Annotated in this window: 23 protein-coding genes; 19 read left to right on the forward strand and 4 right to left on the reverse strand. The window is 68.5% G+C overall.

The window, feature by feature from the left end; translation table 11 throughout:
- The first annotated feature begins 15 nt into the window (after positions 1-15).
- The 8 genes from BLS74_RS07805 to BLS74_RS07840 all read left to right on the forward strand — a co-directional run bounded on the left by BLS74_RS07805 (position 16) and on the right by BLS74_RS07840 (position 7,845).
- The gene (locus BLS74_RS07805) at positions 16-288 is read left to right on the forward strand and encodes a FitA-like ribbon-helix-helix domain-containing protein (RefSeq protein WP_093104278.1); all 273 of its coding nucleotides are present in this window, start codon (positions 16-18) and stop codon (positions 286-288) included.
- Positions 285-728 carry a type II toxin-antitoxin system VapC family toxin gene (locus BLS74_RS07810; RefSeq protein WP_139191650.1) on the forward strand — a complete coding sequence of 148 codons (444 nt, stop codon included), beginning with the start codon at positions 285-287 and terminating at the stop codon, positions 726-728. The genes BLS74_RS07805 and BLS74_RS07810 overlap by 4 nt, the downstream gene beginning before the upstream one ends.
- Before the next feature lie 82 nt (positions 729-810).
- Positions 811-2,004: a beta-ketoacyl-[acyl-carrier-protein] synthase family protein gene (locus tag BLS74_RS07815; RefSeq protein ID WP_170855534.1), complete on the forward strand. Its 1,194-nt coding sequence runs from the start codon at positions 811-813 to the stop codon at positions 2,002-2,004.
- Complete coding sequence (locus BLS74_RS07820) at positions 2,001-2,804, forward strand: beta-ketoacyl synthase chain length factor (protein ID WP_093104281.1); 804 nt, start codon at positions 2,001-2,003, stop codon at positions 2,802-2,804. The genes BLS74_RS07815 and BLS74_RS07820 overlap by 4 nt, the downstream gene beginning before the upstream one ends.
- A 10-nt stretch (positions 2,805-2,814) precedes the next feature.
- Positions 2,815-4,443, forward strand: a complete 1,629-nt coding sequence (locus BLS74_RS07825; RefSeq protein ID WP_093104283.1) for an NAD(P)/FAD-dependent oxidoreductase — start codon at positions 2,815-2,817, stop codon at positions 4,441-4,443.
- Positions 4,444-4,524: 81 nt separating this feature from the next.
- Positions 4,525-5,238, forward strand: coding sequence for a response regulator (locus BLS74_RS07830; protein ID WP_093104284.1), 714 nt, complete (start codon positions 4,525-4,527; stop codon positions 5,236-5,238).
- An 11-nt stretch (positions 5,239-5,249) separates the two neighbouring features.
- The gene (locus BLS74_RS07835; protein WP_093104286.1) at positions 5,250-6,434 is read left to right on the forward strand and encodes an ATP-binding protein; all 1,185 of its coding nucleotides are present in this window, start codon (positions 5,250-5,252) and stop codon (positions 6,432-6,434) included.
- A gap of 151 nt (positions 6,435-6,585) precedes the next feature.
- On the forward strand, positions 6,586-7,845 hold the full coding sequence (locus BLS74_RS07840; protein ID WP_093104287.1) for an O-antigen ligase family protein: 1,260 nt from the start codon (positions 6,586-6,588) through the stop codon (positions 7,843-7,845).
- Here BLS74_RS07840 and BLS74_RS07845 read toward each other — a convergent pair.
- Entirely contained in the window at positions 7,811-8,017 is a 207-nt protein-coding gene (locus tag BLS74_RS07845) for a zinc-finger domain-containing protein (protein ID WP_093104289.1), read from the reverse strand. The genes BLS74_RS07840 and BLS74_RS07845 overlap by 35 nt on opposite strands.
- A gap of 5 nt (positions 8,018-8,022) precedes the next feature.
- The gene (locus BLS74_RS07850) at positions 8,023-8,958 is read right to left on the reverse strand and encodes a branched-chain amino acid transaminase (protein ID WP_093104290.1); all 936 of its coding nucleotides are present in this window, start codon (positions 8,956-8,958) and stop codon (positions 8,023-8,025) included.
- Between the two features lie 123 nt (positions 8,959-9,081).
- Between BLS74_RS07850 and BLS74_RS07855 the strand changes: the two genes are divergently transcribed.
- Positions 9,082-10,062: a recombination-associated protein RdgC gene (locus BLS74_RS07855; RefSeq protein ID WP_093104292.1), complete on the forward strand. Its 981-nt coding sequence runs from the start codon at positions 9,082-9,084 to the stop codon at positions 10,060-10,062.
- A 16-nt stretch (positions 10,063-10,078) separates the two neighbouring features.
- Here BLS74_RS07855 and BLS74_RS07860 read toward each other — a convergent pair whose 3' ends face one another.
- Both BLS74_RS07860 and radA read right to left on the reverse strand, forming a co-directional pair.
- A complete protein-coding gene (locus BLS74_RS07860) occupies positions 10,079-10,567 on the reverse strand; it encodes a glycerate kinase (RefSeq protein ID WP_348272417.1) in 489 nt (162 codons plus the stop codon).
- A gap of 14 nt (positions 10,568-10,581) precedes the next feature.
- Positions 10,582-11,973, reverse strand: a complete 1,392-nt coding sequence (gene radA / locus BLS74_RS07865) for a DNA repair protein RadA (protein ID WP_093104295.1) — start codon at positions 11,971-11,973, stop codon at positions 10,582-10,584.
- A 106-nt stretch (positions 11,974-12,079) separates the two neighbouring features.
- Between radA and hpaR the strand changes: the two genes are divergently transcribed.
- From hpaR to BLS74_RS07915, 10 genes are all read left to right on the forward strand, one after another.
- Complete coding sequence (gene hpaR, locus BLS74_RS07870) at positions 12,080-12,511, forward strand: homoprotocatechuate degradation operon regulator HpaR (protein WP_093104296.1); 432 nt, start codon at positions 12,080-12,082, stop codon at positions 12,509-12,511.
- Positions 12,508-13,131 (forward strand): fumarylacetoacetate hydrolase family protein, encoded by a 624-nt coding sequence (locus BLS74_RS07875; RefSeq protein ID WP_093104298.1) that lies wholly within the window; start codon positions 12,508-12,510, stop codon positions 13,129-13,131. Before hpaR ends, BLS74_RS07875 begins: the two co-directional genes overlap by 4 nt.
- Positions 13,128-13,880 (forward strand): fumarylacetoacetate hydrolase family protein, encoded by a 753-nt coding sequence (locus BLS74_RS07880; protein WP_093104299.1) that lies wholly within the window; start codon positions 13,128-13,130, stop codon positions 13,878-13,880. The genes BLS74_RS07875 and BLS74_RS07880 overlap by 4 nt, the downstream gene beginning before the upstream one ends.
- A gap of 37 nt (positions 13,881-13,917) precedes the next feature.
- Positions 13,918-14,895: a Bug family tripartite tricarboxylate transporter substrate binding protein gene (locus BLS74_RS07885; protein WP_093104301.1), complete on the forward strand. Its 978-nt coding sequence runs from the start codon at positions 13,918-13,920 to the stop codon at positions 14,893-14,895.
- 7 nt (positions 14,896-14,902) lie between these two features.
- On the forward strand, positions 14,903-16,360 hold the full coding sequence (gene hpaE, locus BLS74_RS07890; protein ID WP_093104302.1) for a 5-carboxymethyl-2-hydroxymuconate semialdehyde dehydrogenase: 1,458 nt from the start codon (positions 14,903-14,905) through the stop codon (positions 16,358-16,360).
- 2 nt (positions 16,361-16,362) lie between these two features.
- Complete coding sequence (gene hpaD / locus BLS74_RS07895) at positions 16,363-17,238, forward strand: 3,4-dihydroxyphenylacetate 2,3-dioxygenase (protein ID WP_170855536.1); 876 nt, start codon at positions 16,363-16,365, stop codon at positions 17,236-17,238.
- A gap of 11 nt (positions 17,239-17,249) precedes the next feature.
- On the forward strand, positions 17,250-17,654 hold the full coding sequence (locus BLS74_RS07900) for a 5-carboxymethyl-2-hydroxymuconate Delta-isomerase (RefSeq protein ID WP_093104304.1): 405 nt from the start codon (positions 17,250-17,252) through the stop codon (positions 17,652-17,654).
- A gap of 9 nt (positions 17,655-17,663) precedes the next feature.
- Positions 17,664-18,467, forward strand: coding sequence for a 2-oxo-hept-4-ene-1,7-dioate hydratase (gene hpaH / locus BLS74_RS07905; RefSeq protein ID WP_093104305.1), 804 nt, complete (start codon positions 17,664-17,666; stop codon positions 18,465-18,467).
- Positions 18,468-18,476: 9 nt separating this feature from the next.
- Positions 18,477-19,286 carry an aldolase/citrate lyase family protein gene (locus tag BLS74_RS07910; RefSeq protein WP_093104307.1) on the forward strand — a complete coding sequence of 270 codons (810 nt, stop codon included), beginning with the start codon at positions 18,477-18,479 and terminating at the stop codon, positions 19,284-19,286.
- Positions 19,287-19,390: 104 nt separating this feature from the next.
- Entirely contained in the window at positions 19,391-20,380 is a 990-nt protein-coding gene (locus tag BLS74_RS07915; RefSeq protein WP_093104309.1) for a Bug family tripartite tricarboxylate transporter substrate binding protein, read from the forward strand.
- Positions 20,381-20,386: the final 6 nt, after the last annotated feature.

Consider the following 20,386-nt stretch of genomic DNA (forward strand, 5'->3'; position numbering starts at 1 on the left):
TTCGGAGGCATTCGAGTGGCCAATCTGTCGATCAAAGGCGTTCCTGACGATATCGCCGAGCGCCTGCGGCAACGCGCCGCACGCAACCACCGCTCGCTGCAAGGCGAGCTGATGGCCATCATCGAACAGGCCGCCGGGGAGCCGAAGCCCGTGCCCTCCCACGCCTTTCAGTGCGCGAGCAAGTCCATCGAACAGATCGCGGCCGAGCACCGCGCCCGCTTCCCGCAGCCCATCGCCCACGGCCCCGACGCGGTCGACATCATTCGCACCGAACGGGACGTCCGGTGAGGGCGCCGGCCCCCGCTCCCCGCGCCGCCGAACCGCCGGTGCCCTACCTGATCCGGCCGCCGATGGTGGTCGACTGCAGCGCGCTCAGCGCCGTGCTGTTCGACGAGCCGATGCGCGATGCCGCGCTGGCGCGCCTGGTCGGCCACAGCCTGCACGCGCCGAATCTGCTCGATCACGAGATCGCGAGCGTCGCGCTCAAGAAGCTGCGGCAGGACTGGCCTGCGGACTCCGTCGCGCTCGCGCTGGGCGACTACCACGCCGACGACATTCAGTTGCACCCGGTCGACATCGCCGGGCAATACGAGCTGGCGCAGCGCTACCAGATCTCGGTCTATGACGCCGCCTACCTGTGGCTCGCGGCCGAGCTCCGGGCGCCGCTCGCCACGTTCGACCCGAAGCTTGCCGCCGCTGCCCAGGCGCACCTCAACGGCGCGCCTTGAGCCGGGGGATTGACCGACATCGCGATCCGGCAACCAACTGGTAGTCTTGCGCCACGTCCATCCCACCCCTTTCCCCAGCACCGTGCCCTCCCGCATTTCTCCTCTTCAGATCAGCGCCTTCACCGCGACCTCGGCCGTCGGCATCGGCAAGGAAGCCCTCGTAGCCGCCCTCGAACAATCGAAGAGCGGCCTGCGCGCCAACGATTTCGGCGCCACGCCGCTTCCGACCTGGATCGGCCGCGTCGACGGGCTCGAATCGCTCCGGCTGCCCGAAGACCTGGCCGGCTGGGATTGCCGCAACAACCGCCTGGCCTGGCTCGGCTTGCAGGCCGACAGCTTTATCGAAGCGGTGGCGGCGGCGCGCGAGCGCTACGGCGCGGCGCGCATCGCGCTGGTGCTCGGCACCTCCACCTCGAGCATCGGCGAGACCGAACTGGCCTACACGCAGCTCGACGCCGACGGCGGCTTCCCGGCCGATCAACGGCGGCCCCTGGTCCACACGCCCCATTCGCTCGCGATGTTCGTGCAGCAGGCGCTCGGGCTCGAAGGCCCGGCCGAGACCATTTCGACTGCCTGTTCGTCGAGCGCCAAGGTCTTCGCTTCGGCCGAGCGGCTGATCCGCCTGGGCCTGGTCGACGCGGCCGTGGTCGGCGGCGTGGACACGCTGTGCGGCAGCGTGCTGTTCGGCTTCAATTCGCTCGAGCTGGTCTCGCCCGAGCCGTGCCGGCCCTTCGACGCCACTCGCAACGGCATCAGCCTGGGCGAGGCCGCGGGCTTCGCGCTGCTCGAGCGCGGCGCCGGCAGGCTCGAACTGCTGGGCTACGGCGAGGCGAGCGACGCCCACCACATGTCCACACCCCATCCCGAAGGCCTGGGCGCGGAGCGCGCGCTCGACGATGCGCTGGCGCGCGCCGGCCTCGCGCCCGACGCCATCGACTACATCAACATGCACGGCACGGCCAGCATGAAGAACGACGAGGTCGAGGGCGCGCTGGTGGCGCGCCGCTTTCCAGCAGGCACGCATGCGAGTTCGACCAAGGGCTTCACCGGCCACACGCTGGGCGCGGCCGGCATCGTCGAGGCGGTGATCAGCCTGCTGGCCATCGAACGCGGGCTGAAGCCGGGCACCGTCAACACCACCACGCTGGATGCCGAATGCGGCCCGCAGATCAGGCTGCAGCCCGCGCACGGCGAGGTGCGTTACGCGCTCTCCAATTCCTTCGGCTTCGGCGGCAACAACTGCTCGCTGGTGTTCGGCAAGGGGGCCCGCGCATGAAGACGCCGACCCTCTACATCGAAGGCCCGGCCTTCTGGGCGCCGACCCTGCCGGGCTGGGAGACCGCACGCGCCGTGTTCCGCGGCGAGGCGCAGCCGGCCGATCCGCTGGCCAAGCGGCCTTCGCCGCAGTTGCTGGCGCCGGCCGAGCGGCGGCGCGCGCCCGACACGGTGGCGCTCGCGCTCGAGGTTGCGGCGGCCGCGATCGCCGCCTCGGGCCGCGACGCCGCGCAGCTGCCCTGCGTGTTCGCCTCGGCGCACGGCGACCTCGGCATCAACGACTACATGTCCAGCACGCTCGCCAGCGACCCCAAGCTGCTGTCGCCGATCAAGTTCCACAACTCGGTGCACAACGCAGCGGTGGGCTACTGGACCATCGGCACCGGCTGCATGGCGGCGAGCAATTCGGTGTCGGCCTACGAAAGCAGCTTTGCGACCGCCCTGCTCGAGGCCGCGGCGCAGTGCGCGGCCGACCAGGAGGCGGTGCTTCTGGCCGGCTTCGACGTGCCCGCCGTGGGCGCGCTCGCCTCGGTGGTCACCAGCCGCGAGCTGCTGGCCGTGGCGCTGGTGCTCGCACCTGCGCGCACCGAACGCACGGTGGCCTCCTTCGAATGGTCGCTCGCGAGCGGCGCGCCGGCCGCGCCACGCCCGCCTTCCGATGCGGCGCGCGCCTTGAAGGCCAATGCGATGGCCGACGCGCTGCCCTTGTTCGAAACCCTGGCGCGCGGCAAGCCGGAGGCGCTCGCCCTGCCGCTGTCGGCCACGCTGTCGCTGCAACTGCGGCTCGAACCGCAGGGCTGAGGAAGCCGCCATGAACCCCATCCTTCGCCGGCACGATGTCGTGATCATGGGCGGGGGACTGGCGGGGCTCACACTCGCGCTGCAGCTCAAGCGGCGCTTCGCCGACATCGACATCGTGGTGCTGGAGCGCCGCGCGCATCCGGTGCCGCATGCGGCGCACAAGGTGGGCGAATCCTCGGTCGAGATCGGCGCGCACTACTTCGACACGGTGCTGGGCCTCAAACCGCACATGCACGGCGCCCAGCTGCGCAAGTTCGGCTTCCGCTTCTTCTTCAGCGAGGGCCGGCGCGACATCGACCAGGTGACCGAGATCGGCGCGAGCCGCTACCTCGCGGTGCCGAGCTACCAGATCGACCGCGGCATCTTCGAGAACTACCTGGCCGAGGAAGCCACGCGCCGCGGCGTGCGCTTCGTCGACAGCGCACTGGTGCGCCGGATCGAGCTGGCCGACGACCCGCGCGAGCCGCACCGGCTCAACTGGACGCAGGACGGCGAAACCCACCTCGTCCACGCGCGCTGGCTCATCGACGCCTGCGGGCGCGCCGGCATGCTCAAGCGCAAGCTCGGGCTGGCCGAGCCCAATGCGCACGACTGCAATGCCGTGTGGTTCCGCATCGGCGAGCGCATCACCATCGACGACTGGTCCGACAACGCCGAGTGGCGAGCGCGCTGCGAGCCGCAGGCGCGGTGGCTCTCGACCAACCACCTGGTCGGCGCCGGCTACTGGGTCTGGCTGATTCCGCTGGCCTCGGGTTCGCACTCGGTCGGCATCGTGGCCGACCCGCGGCTGCATCCGATGGAAACCATCGACAGCTTCGACAAGGCGATGGAGTGGTTCCGGACCTGGCAGCCGCGCCTTTTCGACGAACTCGACGGCAAGCGCCATCTGCTGCAGGATTTCGCCTTCTTCCGCGACTTCTCGTACGGCTGCAAGCAGGTGTTCTCGGGCCAGCGCTGGGCGCTGACCGGCGAAGCGGGGCTCTTCCTCGACCCCTTCTATTCGCCGGGCAGCGATTTCATCGCGATGAGCAACACCTACATCACCGACCTGATCGCGCACGACCGCGCCGGGCGCTCGGTGGATGCGCGCGCCCAGCTCTACGACCAGATCTACCACTCCTTCTACGAAAGCACGCTCGCGCTCTACACCGACCAGTACCCGCTCTTCGGCGACCCGGAGGTGCTGCCGGTGAAGGTGATCTGGGACTACACCTACTACTGGGGCGTGCTTTCGCAGATCTTCTTCCAGCAGCGGCTGACCGACCTCGCGCTGCTGGGCAGCCTGCGCGACGAGCTCCAGCATTGCCAGCGGCTCAACTTCGCGGCGCAGGACTTCCTGCGCGCATGGTCGGCCGTGAGCGCGAAGCGCAATCCGGCCGTGATGCTGGACCAGGCCGCGCTGCCGTGGTTTGCCGAACTCAACCGCAGCCTCAACGACCGGCTCGACGACGAAGCCTTTCGGACACGCATGCGGGCCTCGGTCGAACAGCTGCGTGCGCTGGCCGGCGAGATCCTGCTGCGCGCCACCCGGGAGCACCCGGGCCTCGACGGCCTCGCCCTGCGCGCCGTGCTAGCCGAGAAAATGACGGCCGCCTCGCCTGGCCCGGCGCCCGCCTCCATGCTCTTCGCGCCGAACTGATCGATACCAGTCGCTTCGAGGTTTACGCCAACTTTACGGAGCGTTCAAGCCAGCTTGGCGCCACAGGGAGAACCTACAACCATGAGCACCCCCCAACTCCTGATGATCGAAGACGACGCCCGCCTGGCGCAGATGGTGGGCGAATACCTCACCCAGTCGGGCTTCGGCTTCAGCCACGCCGCGGATGGCGCCAGCGGGCTCGAGCTGCTGCAGCAGCGCTCGCCCGATCTCGTGATCCTCGACCTGATGCTGCCGGACACCGACGGCCTCGAGGTCTGCCGCCGGATCCGGGCCCTGCCCAACGGGCTGGCCAAGGTGTCGGTGCTGATGCTGACCGCCAAGGGCGACCCGATGGACCGCATCATCGGCCTGGAGATCGGCGCCGACGACTACCTGCCCAAGCCCTTCGAGCCGCGCGAGCTGCTGGCGCGCATCCGCGCCGTGCTGCGCCGCCGCAGCGAAAGCACGAGCGCGGCGGCGGCCGCCACCGTGATGCGCTTCGGCACGCTGGAGATCGACCGCAACGCGCGCACGGTCACGGTCGGCGGGGCGCCGGCGGACCTCACCTCCTACCAGTTCGACCTGCTGGTCGCGATGGCCGAGCGCGCCGGCCGCGTGCTCACACGCGACCAGATCATGGAAGCCGTGCGCGGCCGCGAGCTCGAGGCCTTCGACCGCTCGATTGACGTGCACATGGGCCGCATCCGTGCGGCGATCGAAGTCGACGCCAAGAATCCGAAGCGCATCCTCACCGTGCGCGGCGTGGGCTACGTGTTCGCGAAGCAGCAGGACTAGGACAGCCCCAGATGTTGCGCAATCTCTACCGGCGCCACCTCTACGTCCGCATCTGGCTGGCGGTGGTGGCCGGCGTCGTCATCCTCACCCTCACCGCCAACTGGATCGTGCGCGAGGCGGCCGAGAACGAGCGCGAGCGGCTGTCGGCCGTGCCGCGCGAGGTTGTGGTGCTCAACAACCAGGACCACGCCATCGGCACCGGCAGCGCCGTGCGCGTGCCCGGCCAGGGGCTCGAATTCGACGTCACGCTCGAGGACGGCCGCGCGCTCTCGCTGCGCGTGGCGCCGCGCCCGCGCCCGAGCGGCACCAGCGGGCTGACGGCTTGGCGCACGCCTTTCGGGCTGGGCTGGATGGTCGCACTGGTCGGCGTCGCCGTGGCGCTGGGCGTCTACCCGATCGTGCGCCGGCTCACCAAGCGCCTCGAGGCGCTGCAACGCGGCGTGCAGCGCTGGGGCGAAGGAGACTTGTCGGTGCGCGTCGCCGAAGAAGGGCAGGACGAAGTGGCCGATCTTTCCAATCGATTCAACGGGGCGGCGGCCCGCATCGAGCAACTGGTGCGCTCGCACAAGTCGCTGTTGGCCAATGCCTCGCACGAGCTGCGCTCGCCGCTCACGCGCATCCGCATGGGACTGGAACTGATGGGCGAGCGGCCGAGCGAGGCCGCGCGCGAGGAAATTGCGCGCAACATCGCCGAGCTCGACCAGCTGATCGACGAGATCCTGCTCGCGAGCCGGCTCGACGCCAAGGAAGCTGACATGGGCACGGTCGAAACGGTCGACCTCACCGGCCTGGCTGCCGAAGAGTGCGCGCGCGTCGATGCCGAGCTCGACGTGGCCGAAGACGCCAGCAGCGACGCGCTGACGGTGCGCGGCGTGCCCCGCCTGCTGCGGCGCGCGATCCGCAACCTGCTCGAGAACGCGCGGCGCTACGGGGCCGGCGAGATCAGCGTGCAGCTCGACAGCACCAGCAGCGCCGCCGAGATCCGCGTCAACGATCGCGGCCCCGGCGTGCCGGCCGCGCTGCGTGATCGCATCTTCGAACCCTTCTACCGGCTGCCGGGCGCCAGCGAGCGCAACGGCGGCGTGGGCCTCGGCCTGGCGCTGGTCAAATCGATCACCGAACGCCATGGCGGCAGCGTGCGCTGCGAAGACCGCCCCGGCGGCGGCGCCAGCTTCGTCATCGCACTCCCGAACTAAGGCCTCCCGGCTTTTCACTGCGCTTCGCTTCGTGTAACTCCACCCCCCGAGGGGGAGGCGCGCCCCGCCTTGGGGCGGCCCGGCGGCGGCCGCCGAAGCTGACCGTCCAGGTCAGGAAACGGTGCGGCGGCGGCACCTAAAATCCGCCCCCATGCAGAGATCGCAAATCGTCCGCCCCGCAGCCATGTTCTGGGGGCTGACGGTGTTCATGCCGGTCGGCGTCCCCTACCTCGCTTTCTTCCTGCTGCTCGTCGCGCTGCTGGCGGCCGGCGACTGGCGCGAACGCGCCGTCCGCCTGCGCAGCAACCCGATGTGGTGGCCGGTCATCGTCTACGTGGTGTGGACGCTGGTGGTGCTGGCGCTCGGGCCCTACTACCCGCAAACGCCGTCGAACCTGGTGCACGGGCTGCGCATCGCGGCCACGCTGCTGATGGCGCTCGCCCTCACGCGCGAGGAAGCCCTGTGGGCGCTGCGGGGCTTCTTGCTGATGGCGCTGGTGAACATCGCGATCATCGCGGCGCACCACGCGTTCGGCTTCCAGATCGTGGAAGCCTGGCGCGGCGTGGTGATGCCGGTTGGCAACAAGTCCATCAGCAACGCCCTGCTGTTCACCGTCGTGGGTGCGACGGCGGCCGTGTTCGGGCTCGCCGCACTGTCGGAACGCCATCGCTGGCAGGCCGTACCCGCATTCGCGATCACGCTGGCCGTGGTGATGATCATCTTTTTCAAGCTGGATTCCCGCACCTCGCTGCTGGCGATGCTGCTGGTCATTCCGGCCGCTTGCCTGCACCAGTGGCGGCGAAGGCTTGGCGTGCTCATGCTCGCGATGATCCTGGGCGGGGCCCTCGTGGCCGCAGGCCTGTGGAGTTCACCGGCGGTACAGCGCAAGTTCGAGCTCGGCGTGCACGAGATCGAAGCGGCGCAAGGCGGCGCGGTGTCCGAAGGCAGCTGGGTGGTGCGCTACTACATGTACCGCGACACGGGGCGCATGATCATCGACCGCCCGTTCGCGGGCTGGGGCATCGGCGGCTGGACCGAGCAGTGGCACCTGCGCGGCCCCAAGCTCCTGGCCGACTACAACATGCCGCACAACGACTTCCTGTGGATGGGTTCGCAGACCGGCATTCCGGGCGCGCTGAGCCTGCTCCTCATCATCCTGACCGGCATCTGGCTGGCCTGGCGGCGCGACGACCTGATCGGGCGCTATGCCTTCGTCGCGCAGCTGATCCTCCTGATCGCCACCAACGCCAATTCGGCGCTGCGCGATGCGCAGATCGGACTCAGCCTGCTGTGGGTGGCGACGATCTACCTGCGGCTCGCGCAGGAGCCGGGGGATTCATGGCGCGGATTGATACTGCGCCGGAGCCCACCCGTCCTCAATGGCGATGCGCCACAGCCTCGCCCGCTTTGAGCCGGTAGACCGTGCCGCAATAAGGGCACTTGGCCTCGCCGCTGCGCGCCACGTCGAGATACACCTTGGGGTGCGCGCTCCACAGCTTCATGTCGGCCTTGGGGTTCGGGCAGAACACGCCGCCCTGGTGGTTCAGGTCCGTGGCCAGCAGTTCGATCACAGCATTGGACATTGTCGTCAGACCTTCGTGAGCCAGTGGGCGTATTTGGGATTGCGGCCGTTCACGATGTCGAAGAAGGCGCTCTGGATCTTCTCGGTGACGGGACCGCGCGAGCCGATGCCGATCTCGATGCGGTCGAGCTCGCGGATCGGCGTCACCTCGGCCGCGGTGCCGGTGAAGAAGGCTTCCTCGGCGATGTAGACCTCATCGCGCGTGATGCGCTTCTGCACCACCTCGATGCCGAGATCCTTGCAGATGTGCAGGATGGTGTTGCGCGTGATGCCGTTGAGCGCGCCGGCCGACAGGTCGGGCGTGTAGACCACGCCGCCCTTGACCACGAAGATGTTCTCGCCCGCGCCCTCGGAGACGAAGCCGCTCGCGTCGAGCAGCAGGGCCTCGTCGTAGCCGTCGTCCAGCGCCTCCATGTTGGCGAGGATCGAGTTGCTGTAGTTGCTGACCGCCTTGGCCTGCGTCATCGTGATGTTGACGTGGTGGCGCGTGTAGCTCGAGGTCTTGACGCGGATGCCGCGCTTCATGCCTTCGTCGCCGAGGTAGGCGCCCCAGGCCCAGGCCGCGACCATGGCGTGGATGCGGTTGCCCTTGGGGCTGACGCCGAGCTTCTCGGAGCCGATCCACACCAGCGGGCGCAGGTAGCAGCTCTCGAGCTTGTTCTCGCGCACCACCTGCTTTTGCGCCTCGTTCAGCTGCTCGGGCGAAAACGGGATCTTCATGCGCAGGATCTTGGCGCTGTTGAACAGGCGCTCGGTGTGCTCGGCCAGGCGAAAGATCGCGGTGCCGTTGACCGTCTTGTAGGCCCGCACCCCCTCGAAAGCGCCGCAGCCGTAGTGCAGCGTGTGGCTCAGCACGTGGATCTTGGCGTCGCGCCAGTCCACGAGATCACCGTCCATCCAGATCTTGCCGTCACGATCGTCCAGTGCGGGGAGCGCGCTCATGTTCTTTGTCCTTTGGGGAAGGGGTATGTCGCAAAAGCTTGCGATTTTACGGCGACGACCGACTTCGTCCCGCCGACAATGCACGGCTTTGCCAATCAGTCAGCCAGAAAAGGGTTCGTTTCAGTGTCCGTCTTCAAGAACGTCATCGTCTACCGCATCGAAGCATCGTGGTCGCAGTCGCACGGCCAGGTCGAGCAGGCCCTCGACCCGCTGCGTTTCGTCCCCTGCAGCCCCTCGCAGGAAAAATCCGCCGGCTGGGTCGAGCCCCGCGGCGAAGAGCACGGCCCGCTGGTCGAATCCATCGGCGGCCAGTGGCTGCTCGAATACATGATCGAAAGCAAGACGCTGCCGGCCTCGGTGGTGCGCCGCAAGGTCGAGGAGCGCGCCGCGCAGATCGAGGCCACCACCGGGCGCAAGCCGGGCAAGAAGGAAAAGAAGGAGCTCAAGGAAGACGTCACGCACGAGCTGCTGCCGCTGGCCTTCACACGCCACGCGCGCATCGCGGTGTGGATCGACCCGGCGGCCCGCCGGCTGGTGGTCAATGCGAGCAATGTCGCGCGCGCCGACGAGGTGGTGACCAGCCTGGTGAAGGCGCTGGAAGGCTTTGCCGTTGCGCAGATCAACACGCAGATCGAGCCGGCCGCCGCCATGTCGGACTGGCTCTCGACCCAGGAGCCGCCGGCCGGCTTCACCATCGACCGCGAGTGCGAGCTCAAGGCCAGCGACGAGTCGAAGGCCGTGGTGCGCTATGCCAAGCACCCGCTGGACATCGAGGAGGTGCGCCAGCATATCGCCGACGGCAAGCGCCCGACCCGGCTCGCGATGACCTGGGACGACCGCGTGTCCTTCGAGCTGACCGAGGGGCTGCAGCTGCGCAAGCTCGTGTTCCTCGAAGGCACGCTCGACGATGCGCCGGCCTCGGGCAAGGAAGACAACTTCGATGCCGACGCCGCGATCGCGACCGGCGAGCTCGGCCAGCTGGTGCCGGAGCTGATCGAGGCGCTGGGCGGGGAGATGAAGCTGGGCGGGGCGGCGGCCGATGCGGCGCCTGCGCCGGCAGAGTCCAAGGCCGAAGAGCTCGCCGACGAATCGGCGCCGTTTTAGGGCCTGTTAACAGGCCCTAAAACGGCGGCCGCAGCGCGTCGGTCGCGCCAGGCTTGACGGCGTCGGCGCTCGGCGCGTCGGCCTGCTGCGACGCGTCTTCGTCCGGCACCTCGGGCCGCACCAGCTTCCACTCGCTCAGCTTGCCGTTCGCGAAGGTGGCATCGACCCAGGAGCCGCCGCCGTCGGTCCAGCGGAAAACTTCTGGCTGCGCGTCCTTGGGCGAACGCTGCTCGCCGAGCGCGCGCGTCATCGCGATCACGTGCAACAGTGTCGCCTTGGGCTTGAGCTTGGCGTTGAGCATCACCGCGCTGGCGACCGTGCCGATGGGTCGGTCGGCGGCGCGTTTCAGTACCTGCATGGTGCGGTTGAAATGCATCAGCAGGAACATGACGATGGCGCCGCCCGCGAGCGCGACGCCGGCCCATCCATAGGCGCGATAGGCGAGGCCGAGCAGCACGAGGCCGGCGAGCGGAACGAGGACTTTGCCGAAATTCATGAGCGGTATTGTCACGCCCCGGGCTAGTGCAGCTGCCGCACCACGTCCATGGCTTCCTCGATGCGGTCCACCGGGTGGATGGTCAGCCCCTCGATCTCCTTCGCGCCCTTGCGCGGCGCGTTGGCCTTGGGCACCACCGCTACGCTGAAGCCCAGCTTGGCGGCCTCGCGCAGGCGCTCCTGGCCGCGCGGCGCCGGCCGCACCTCGCCGGCGAGGCCGACTTCGCCGAAGGCGATGAAGCCCTTGGGCAAGGGCTTGCCGCGCAGGCTGGAGGTGATGGCGAGCATCACGGCCAGGTCGGCCGCCGGCTCGCTGATGCGCACGCCGCCGACCGCATTGACGAACACGTCCTGGTCCATGCAAGCCACGCCCGCATGGCGGTGCAGCACTGCGAGCAGCATTGCGAGCCGGTCGCGGTCGAGCCCGACCGACAGGCGCCGTGGACTCGGCCCGCCGTTGTCGACCAGCGCCTGGATCTCGACCAGCATCGGCCGCGTGCCTTCGAGCGTGACCAGCACCACGCTGCCGGGCACCGGTTCGGCGTGCTGGCTCAGGAAGATCGCGCTCGGGTTGGTCACGCCTTTCAGGCCGCGCTCGGTCATCGCGAACACGCCGATCTCGTTGACCGCGCCGAAGCGGTTCTTGATGGCGCGCACCAGCCGAAAGCTCGAGTGCGTGTCGCCTTCGAAGTAAAGCACCGTGTCGACCATGTGCTCCAGCACGCGCGGGCCGGCCAGCGCGCCCTCCTTGGTCACGTGGCCCACCAGCACCACCGCAGTGCCGCTGGCCTTGGCGAAGCGCGTGAGGTGCGCCGCGCACTCGCGCACCTGCGCCACCGAACCCGGCGCCGAGGTCAGCTGGTCGGAGTAGACGGTCTGGATCGAGTCGATCACCGCGATCGCGGGCCGCGTGGCGTCGAGCGCGGCGAGGATCTTCTCGAGCTGGATCTCGGCCAGCACCTGCACCTGCGATTGCGGGAGGCCCAACCGCCGCGAGCGCAGCGCCACCTGGGCGCCGCTCTCTTCGCCGGTGACGTAGATCGCGTTGCGGCCGGCGCGCTGCAGCGCGTCGACCGCCTGCAGCAAGAGCGTCGACTTGCCGATGCCCGGGTCACCGCCGATCAGTGTGACGCCGCCGTCGACGATGCCGCCGCCCAGCACGCGGTCGAGCTCGTCGAGCCCGGTAGGCGTGCGCTCGATGTCGGTGGCCTCGATTTCGGACAGCGTGGCCAGCTCGGCCGAGCCGGCGAGCGCCGCGAACTGCGCGCCGAAGCGGTTATTGGCGCTGCCGCCCGCGGGGCCGGCCACCTGTTCGATCAGCGTGTTCCAGGCGCCGCAGCTGGGGCAGCGGCCGAGCCACTTGGGGCTGGTGCCGCCGCATTCGGAGCACACGAAGAGGGTTTTTTCCTTGGCCATTGCCCGAGTGTAGGGAGGGCGTCAGCCCGGCTCAGGGAAAACCCCGCCGAAGCCCGCCCGGAAGGCACTTGCAATTAATTTAACATGTTAAATAATCAAGACCTTCATGAGCACCCCCTTTGTCCACCGCAATCTGCCGCGCCTGCTGCTTCAGGCGCGCGAAGCCGTCATGGCGCACACGCGGCCCAGCCTGCGCGAGCATGGCCTGAGCGATCAGCAATGGCGCGTGCTGCGCGTGCTTGGCGAGCTCGGCGTGGTCGAGACCGGCCGCGTCGCACGCGAGGCCTTCATCCTCGGCCCCAGCCTGACCGGCGTGCTCTCGCGCATGGAGCGCGACGGCCTGATCCGTCGCGAGCGCGATCCGGCGGACCAGCGCCGCACCGTGGTCGAGGCCACGGCCAAGGGCACGCGCATGGTGAGCAAGCTCTCGCGCGCGATCGAGGCGCACTACGACTGGATGGAAAAGTCCCTGGGCAAGCAGAAGCTGTCGCAGCTCTACGTGCTGCTCGACGAAGTGATCGAACTGGAGCAGCCATGAGCTTCATGCCCACCGGCACGGTCTACGGCGTGCTGCTCAACTTCCGCGCCGAAGTCGAGGCGCTGGCGCCGCAGATGAGCCAGCCGCCCTACAAGGCGCCGCCGCAAGCGCCCGTGCTCTACGTGAAGACGGCCAACACCTGGAGTCCGCATGGCAGCGCCATCACCGTGCCGGCCAAGGTGCCCGAGGTCGAAGTCGGCGCCACCATCGGCATGGTCATCGGCGCCGACAGCGACGTCGAAGGCTTCATGCTGATGAACGACCTGTCGATCCCGCATGCGAGCTTCTTCCGCCCGCCCGTCAAGTTCAAGTGCGTGGACGGCTTCCTCGGCATCGGGCCTGCCATGCGCGATGCGCAGGAGGTCGCCGACCCGGCGCAGTTCAGTCTCGAAGTGCGCATCAACGGCGAACTGCGCCAGTCGGTGGATTTCTCGCAGACGGTGCGCAGCGCGGCGCAACTGCTGTCCGAGGTCGGCGCCTTCATGACGCTCGCACACGGCGACGTGCTGATGCTCGGCTGCGATGCCGGCCGTCCGCTGGCGCGCCTCGGCGACCGCATCGAGATCAGCGCGCCGGGTTTCGAAACCTTGGTCAACACACTGGTGGGAGAACAGCCATGAAGCACGCGCGCGTCACCTTCGAAGGCGCGGAGCACGAGGCGACCGAGCGCGACGGCCGCCTGCTGCTCGCCGACGGCCGCGCGGTCGGCTTCGACGAGGTGATGTGGCTGCCGCCCTTCGCACCGACGCCGCGGCCGCGCACCATCCTCGCGCTCGGCCTCAACTACGCCGACCATGCGAAGGAACTGGCGTTCAAGGCACCCGAGGAGCCGCTGGTCTTCGTCAAGGGCGAGAGCACGCTCACGGGCCATCGCCAGATCACCTACCGCCCGGCCGGCGTCTCGTTCATGCACTACGAATGCGAGCTGGTGATCGTGGTCGGCAAGACCGCGCGCAAGGTGCGGCAGGGCGACGCCTACGACTTCATCGGCGGCTACACGGTGGCCAACGACTATGCGATCCGCGACTACCTCGAGAACTGGTACCGCCCCAACCTGCGCGTGAAGAACCGCGACACCTGCACGCCGATCGGCCCCTGGCTCGTGGACGCGAAGGACGTGCCCGACCCGATGGCGCTCGCGCTCAAGACCACCGTCAACGGCAAGCTCACGCAGTCGGGCAACACGAAGGACATGATCTTCGACGCGCCCTTCCTCATCGAATATTTCTCGAGCTTCATGACGCTCTCGCCCGGCGACCTGATCCTCACGGGCACGCCCGACGGCGTGGTCGACTGCCAGCCCGGGGACGTGATCGTGACCGAGATCGAGCGCATCGGCGCGCTCTCCAACACCATCGGTGCGGCCTGAGCCCGCATCGCCCAGAACACATCACGAAGGAGACGACATGGTCAAGAAGTCCTGGCTGGCGACGGCCCTGGTGGCATTGGGCGCGTCCGTCCTCGCCGCCGGCGCTGCAGCGCAGCCCTATCCGAACAAGCCCGTGCGCTGGGTGGTCGGCTACCCGGCCGGCGGAGGCACCGATTTCCTCGCGCGCACCGCCGGCGCCCAGTTGTCGCAGCAGCTCGGCCAGCCAGTACTGGTCGACAACCGCCCGGGCGCCGGCGCCATCATCGCGTCCGAGCACGTGGCCCGCGCACCGGCCGACGGCTACACCGTGTTCTCGGCCGACAACGGCGTGCTGGTCTACAACCCCGCGCTCTACAAGAAGCTGCCCTACGACCCCGAGAAGGACTTTGCGCTGCTCGCCATGATGGGCCGCTCGGCGCTGGTCATCACGGCCGGCCCCAATGCCGGCTTCGCCGACGCCAAGGCGCTGCTCGCCGAGCTCAAGCGCTCGCCGGGCAAGTACAGTATCGGAACGCCCGGCAACGGCAGCCCGCACCACCTCGCGCTCGAGCTGTTCCAGCGCGAGGCGGGCGTCTCCCTGCTCCACGTGCCCTACAAGGGCGGCGCGCCGGCCATGCAGGACCTGATGGCCGGGCAGGTGCCGCTGATCGTGCTCGACCTGCCCAGCGGCGTCAGCGCGGTCAAGGCCGGCAAGATCACGCCGCTGATCGCCCTGTCGGCCGAACGCATGCCGCAACTGCCCAACGTGCCGACGGCGAAAGAGCTCGGCTACGCGGGCGTCGAGGCCTATGCCTGGCAAGGCCTCGTCGCGCCGGCGGCCACGCCCAAGGACGTGCAGGCCCGGCTCGGCGCCGAGCTGCAGAAGGCGGTGAGCGACGCCGGCGTGCGGCAGAAGCTCTTCGACGCCGGATGGGATGCAACCCCCGCCGACGCCGCCGCGATGACCCGCTACACCGAGGCGGAGCGCAAGAAGTGGCACGCGCTGATCAAGGCACGCGACATCAAGCTGGACTAGGACCCTCATGAAGATCGACCACCTCATCGACGGCAAGCCGGTCGCCGGCCGCGACTACTTCCAGACCGTCAACCCGGCCACGCAGGAGGTGTTGGCCGAGGTCGCCGCGGGCGGCGAAGCCGAAGTGAACGCGGCCGTCGCGGCCGCCAAGGAAGCCTTTCCCAAATGGGCCGGCATGCCCGCGCCGCAGCGCGCCAAGCTGATCCGCAAGCTGGGCGACCTGATCGCCGCCCACGTGCCCGAGCTCGCGCGCACCGAGACCGACGACTGCGGCCAGGTCATCGCGCAGACCGGCAAGCAGCTGGTGCCGCGCGCGGCCGACAACTTCTACTACTTCGCCGAGATGTGCACGCGCGTCGACGGCCACACCTACCCGACCGAGACACACCTCAACTACACGCTGTTCCATCCGGTCGGCGTGTGCGCGCTGATATCGCCGTGGAACGTGCCCTTCATGACCGCCACCTGGAAGGTCGCACCCTGCCTGGCCTTCGGCAACACCGCGGTGCTCAAGATGAGCGAGCTCTCGCCGCTCACGGCCGCGCGGCTCGGCGAGCTGGCGCTCGAGGCCGGCATCCCGCCCGGTGTGCTGAACCTGGTGCACGGCTACGGCAAGGACGCGGGCGAGCCGCTGGTGGCGCATCCGGATGTGCGCGCCATCTCCTTCACCGGCTCCACGGCCACGGGCAACCGCATCGTCAAGAGTGCGGGCCTGAAGAAGTTCAGCATGGAGCTCGGCGGCAAGAGCCCCTTCGTGATCTTCGAGGACGCGAACCTCGAGCGCGCGCTCGACGCGGCCGTGTTCATGATCTTCAGCAACAACGGCGAGCGCTGCACGGCCGGCTCGCGCATCCTGGTGCAGCAGTCGATCTATGCCGACTTCGCCGCGAGGTTCGCCGAGCGCGCGAAGCGCATCGCGGTCGGCGATCCGCTTCATGAAGCGACCATCGTCGGCCCGATGATCTCGCAGGCCCACCTGGCCAAGGTGCGCAGCTACATCGAGCTCGGCCCGAAGGAAGGTGCGACGCTTTTGTGCGGCGGGCTCGAAGCGCCGCAACTGCCGGACCGCGTGAGGAAAGGCAACTATGTGATGCCCACCGTCTTCGCCGATGTCGACAACCGCATGAAGATCGCGCAGGACGAGATCTTCGGCCCCGTCGCCTGCCTCATTCCCTTCAAGGACGAGGCCGATGCGATCCGCCTGGCCAACGACATCCAATATGGATTGAGCAGCTACGTCTGGACCGAGAACATCGGCCGCGCGCACCGCGTCGCGGCCGCGGTCGAAGCCGGCATGTGCTTCGTCAACAGCCAGAACGTCAGAGACCTGCGCCAGCCCTTCGGCGGCACCAAGGCCTCGGGCACCGGGCGCGAAGGCGGCACGTGGAGCTACGAGGTTTTCTGCGAGCCGAAGAACGTCGCAGTCTCGCTGGGTTCGCATCACATCCCTCACTGGGGAGTCTGACCATGGGCACGCTCGCACTCGCAGCCAAGATCACGCATGTGCCGTCGATGTACCTGTCGGAATTCCCCGGCCCGAACTTCGGCTGCCGCGAGGCGGCGATCAACGGCCACAAGGAAATCGACCGCCGCTGCCGCGAACTGGGCGTGGACACCATCGTGGTCTTCGACGTGCACTGGCAGGTCAACAGCGAATACCACATCAACTGCGGCCCGCAGTTCGGCGGCACCTACACCAGCAACGAGCTGCCGCACTTCATCAAGAACATGCCCTACGCCTACCCGGGCAACCCGGCGCTGGGCCACCTGATCGCCGACGTGGCCAACGAGATGGGCGTGAAGAGCCGCGCCCACAGCGACACCACGCTCGAACTCGAATACGGCACGCTGGTGCCGATGCGCTACATGAACGCCGATCAGCACTACAAGGTGATCAGCATCAGCGGCTGGTGCGACTGGCACGACCTGCACGAATCCGGCCGCTTCGGCCTCGCGGTGCGGCGCGCCATTGAGGAACGCTACGAGGGCACGGTGGCGGTGTTCGCCAGCGGCTCGCTGTCGCATCATTTCGCCGACAACGGCCGCGCGCCCGAGTTCATGCACAAGGTCTACGATCCTTTCCTCGAGCAGGTCGACCGCCGCGTGGTCCAGCTCTGGGAAGCCGGTGAATGGAAGACCTTCGTCGGCATGCTGCCGATGTATGCCGACAAGTGCTGGGGCGAAGGCGACATGCACGACACGGCCATGCTGCTCGGCCTGCTGGGCTGGGACCGCTACACGGCGCCGGTGGAGATCGTCACGCCTTATTTCGGCAGCTCGGGGACGGGGCAGATCAATGCGATCTTTCCGGTCACGCCGCTGCCTGCACCGGCCACCGCCTGAGGAAAAGAAAGATGCCGCATCTGGTGATCCTCTACACCCCAAACATCGAGCGCGAGACCGACATGACGGCGCTGTGCCGCACGATGGCCGACGCCATGCTCGAACAGCGCGACGACGAGGGCCGGCAGGTCTATCCGACCGGCGGCACGCGCGTGCTGGCCTTTCCGGCAGCGCACCATGCGGTGGCCGACGGCAAGGGCGACTACGCCTTCGTCTACCTCAACGTGCGCATGGCGACGGGACGCAGCGAAGCAGTGAAGAAGCGCATCGGCGACGCCTTGCTGGAAAGGGTGAAGACGCATTTCGAGCCGCTGCTCGCGAAGCGGCACGTCGGCATCACGCTGCAGATCGACGAAGCGCCCGGCCAGGTCTACGACGGCAAGTGCGGCAACCTGCATCCTCTCTTCAACAAATAGCCGCCACGCATGCTCGACAAGAAGATCATCCAGCAGCTCGCCGCCGAGCTGCACGAAAGCGAGAAGTCGCGCGTGCAGCTGCAGCACTTCTCCCGGCGCTTTCCCGAGATGACGGTCGAGGACGGCTACGCGATCTCGCGCGAATGGGTGAAGACCAAGCTGGCCGAAGGACGCGTGGTCAAGGGCCACAAGATCGGCCTCACCTCGCGCGCGATGCAGCTGTCCAGCCAGATCACCGAGCCCGATTACGGCACGCTCTTGGACGACATGTTCTTCGAGCAGGGCGGCGACATCCCGTTCACGCGCTTCATCGCGCCGCGCATCGAGGTCGAGCTGGCCTTCGTGCTCGGCAGGCGGCTGCAGGGGCCGCACGTGAGCATCTTCGACGTGCTCGCGGCCACCGACTACGTGGTGCCAGCGATCGAGATCATCGATGCGCGCATCGAGCAGTTCGACCGCGAGACCAAGGCGCCGCGCCGCGTCTTCGACACCATCGCCGACAACGCGGCCAACGCCGGCATCGTGACCGGCGGACGGCCGGTCAAGCCCGACGCGGTCGACCTGCGCTGGGTCAGCGCCCTGCTCTACAAGAACGGCGTGATCGAGGAATCGGGCGTGGCCGCCGCCGTGCTCAACCACCCGGCCACCGGCGTGGCCTGGCTCGCCAACAAGCTCGCGCCCTGGGGCGAATGCCTGGAGCCCGGCGAGGTGGTGCTCGGCGGCTCGTTCACGCGTCCGACCACCGGACTGCCCGGAGATACCTTCCATGCGGACTACGGCCCCCTGGGCTCGATCTCGTTCCGCTTCACCTGAAAGCCGACCATGCAAACCCCCACGAACCCCTTCAAGCAAGCCCTCGCCGAGAAGCGCGTGCAAATCGGCCTCTGGCTCGGCCTCGCCGATGCCTACTGCGCGGAGATCTGCGCCGGCGCCGGCTTCGACTGGCTCTTGATCGACGGCGAGCATTCGCCCAACGGCCTGCGCAGCGTGCTGCAGCAGGCGCAGGCGATCGCCGCCTACCCCGGCGCCAACGCGATCGCGCGCGTCCCGGTCGGCCATGGCGACGTCGGCACGGCGCTGATCAAGCAGTACCTGGACCTCGGCCTGCAAACCATCCTGGTGCCGATGGTCGACACGCCCGAGCAGGCGCAGGCGATCGCGCGCGCGATGCGCTATCCGCCGCACGGCATCCGCGGCATGGGCGGTGCGCGCGCTTCGCGCTGGGGCCGCTACCCGGCCTATGCCAAGGAAGCCAACGAGCAGGTCTGCCTGCTGGTGCAGGCCGAGACGCGCGAGGCGCTGGCCAACCTGGATGCCATCGCGGCCGTGGACGGCATCGAGGGCGTCTTCATCGGCCCAGCGGACCTCTCGGCATCGCTGGGTCACGTCGGCAATCCGGACCACCCCGAGGTGCAGGCGGCGATCGAGGATGCGATCGCGCGCATCAACCGCGCCGGCAAGGCCGCCGGCATCCTGACGCCCGACGAGGCGCAGGCGCGCAAGTACCTCGAACTCGGCGCCCTCTTCGTCGCGGTCGGCCTCGACACCAATCTGCTGGCGCGCAGCACCAGTGCGCTCGCCTCGCGCTTCAAGGACAACGCGCAGGCGCTGCCGGCGAGCAAGACCTACTGATTGGAGGTAAACGCGGAGCTGCGGCGCGGCGGCTTGCTGGAAGAATACGCGCTCACCGTGCGCCCCAACCCCGAGGCGCCACTCACCTTGGAGACATCGCCACCATGAATTTCACCCGCCGCCACCTGCTGCAAACCACCGGCGCCTCGGCACTGCTCGCGAGCATCGGCCAGCAAGCCTTCGCGCAGCAGCAGATCGAGACCACCAAGCTCATCACCGGCTTTGCCGCCGGCGGCACTTCCGACACGCTGTGCCGCCGCGTCGCCACCAAGCTGGCGCCGGGCTACGCCAACGCGGCCGTGGTCGAGAACCGCACCGGCGCCGGCGGCCAGATCGCGGTGACCTACGTCAAGAGCCAGCCGGCCGACGGCGCGACCATCCTGCAGACGCCGACCTCGATCCTCACCATCTACCCGCACATCTACAAGAAGCTGCCGTACGAGCCGCTCGTCGACCTGACGCCGGTGACGGTCGCCTGCATCTTCGACTTCGGCTTCGCGGTCGGCCCGGCCGTGCCGGCCAGCGTGAAGACGGTGCCGGAGTTCCTCGTCTGGGCCAAGGCCAATCCGACCGGCGCCAACTACGGCTCGCCGGCCGCCGGCTCGACACCGCACTTCATCGGCGCGCTGCTGGGCAAGAGCGCCGGCGTGGAACTCAAGCATGCGGCCTACCGCGGCACCCAGCCGGCGATGCTCGACCTGCTGGGCGGCAACATCTCCGCCGTGTCGGGACCGATCGGCGACATCTCGCAGCACCTGCCGACGGGCAAGGTGCGCATCCTCGGCGTCTCGGGCAGCAAGCGCAGCCGCTTCGCGCCCGAGGTGCCGACCTTCGGCGAGCAGGGCATCAAGGACATGGCGCACAGCGAGTGGTTCGCGTTCTTTCTGCCCGCCAAGGCATCGCCCGAAGTGGTGGCACGCCTGAACGGCGCGATGAAGACGGCGCTGGCCACCAAGGAAGTGATCGACGGCCTGTCGACCTTCGGCCTCGAAGCCATGTCCTCGACGCCCGCAGAGCTGACCGAGCTGATCAAGAAAGACACCGCCAAGTGGGCGCCGATCGTCAAGCAGGTCGGCTTCACCGCTGAAGGCTAGACATGA

The sequence above is a fragment of the Variovorax sp. CF079 genome (genome assembly GCF_900101545.1).
Classification (GTDB): Bacteria; Pseudomonadota; Gammaproteobacteria; order Burkholderiales; family Burkholderiaceae_C; genus Variovorax.

Excerpts from the sequence above, each read along its gene's own strand:
- hpaE (WP_093104302.1), top strand. The coding sequence starts at position 14,903 with ATGAAGATCGACCACCTCATCGACGGCAAGCCGGTCGCCGGCCGCGAC.
- BLS74_RS07880 (WP_093104299.1), top strand. The coding sequence starts at position 13,128 with ATGAAGCACGCGCGCGTCACCTTCGAAGGCGCGGAGCACGAGGCGACC.
- hpaH (WP_093104305.1), top strand. The coding sequence starts at position 17,664 with ATGCTCGACAAGAAGATCATCCAGCAGCTCGCCGCCGAGCTGCACGAA.
- BLS74_RS07910 (WP_093104307.1), top strand. The coding sequence starts at position 18,477 with ATGCAAACCCCCACGAACCCCTTCAAGCAAGCCCTCGCCGAGAAGCGC.
- BLS74_RS07820 (WP_093104281.1), top strand. The coding sequence starts at position 2,001 with ATGAAGACGCCGACCCTCTACATCGAAGGCCCGGCCTTCTGGGCGCCG.
- hpaD (WP_170855536.1), top strand. The coding sequence starts at position 16,363 with ATGGGCACGCTCGCACTCGCAGCCAAGATCACGCATGTGCCGTCGATG.
- BLS74_RS07840 (WP_093104287.1), top strand. The coding sequence starts at position 6,586 with ATGCAGAGATCGCAAATCGTCCGCCCCGCAGCCATGTTCTGGGGGCTG.
- BLS74_RS07885 (WP_093104301.1), top strand. The coding sequence starts at position 13,918 with ATGGTCAAGAAGTCCTGGCTGGCGACGGCCCTGGTGGCATTGGGCGCG.
- BLS74_RS07915 (WP_093104309.1), top strand. The coding sequence starts at position 19,391 with ATGAATTTCACCCGCCGCCACCTGCTGCAAACCACCGGCGCCTCGGCA.
- radA (WP_093104295.1), bottom strand. The coding sequence starts at position 11,973 with ATGGCCAAGGAAAAAACCCTCTTCGTGTGCTCCGAATGCGGCGGCACC.
- BLS74_RS07830 (WP_093104284.1), top strand. The coding sequence starts at position 4,525 with ATGAGCACCCCCCAACTCCTGATGATCGAAGACGACGCCCGCCTGGCG.
- BLS74_RS07875 (WP_093104298.1), top strand. The coding sequence starts at position 12,508 with ATGAGCTTCATGCCCACCGGCACGGTCTACGGCGTGCTGCTCAACTTC.
- BLS74_RS07835 (WP_093104286.1), top strand. The coding sequence starts at position 5,250 with ATGTTGCGCAATCTCTACCGGCGCCACCTCTACGTCCGCATCTGGCTG.
- BLS74_RS07850 (WP_093104290.1), bottom strand. The coding sequence starts at position 8,958 with ATGAGCGCGCTCCCCGCACTGGACGATCGTGACGGCAAGATCTGGATG.
- BLS74_RS07900 (WP_093104304.1), top strand. The coding sequence starts at position 17,250 with ATGCCGCATCTGGTGATCCTCTACACCCCAAACATCGAGCGCGAGACC.
- hpaR (WP_093104296.1), top strand. The coding sequence starts at position 12,080 with ATGAGCACCCCCTTTGTCCACCGCAATCTGCCGCGCCTGCTGCTTCAG.
- BLS74_RS07825 (WP_093104283.1), top strand. The coding sequence starts at position 2,815 with ATGAACCCCATCCTTCGCCGGCACGATGTCGTGATCATGGGCGGGGGA.
- BLS74_RS07845 (WP_093104289.1), bottom strand. The coding sequence starts at position 8,017 with ATGTCCAATGCTGTGATCGAACTGCTGGCCACGGACCTGAACCACCAG.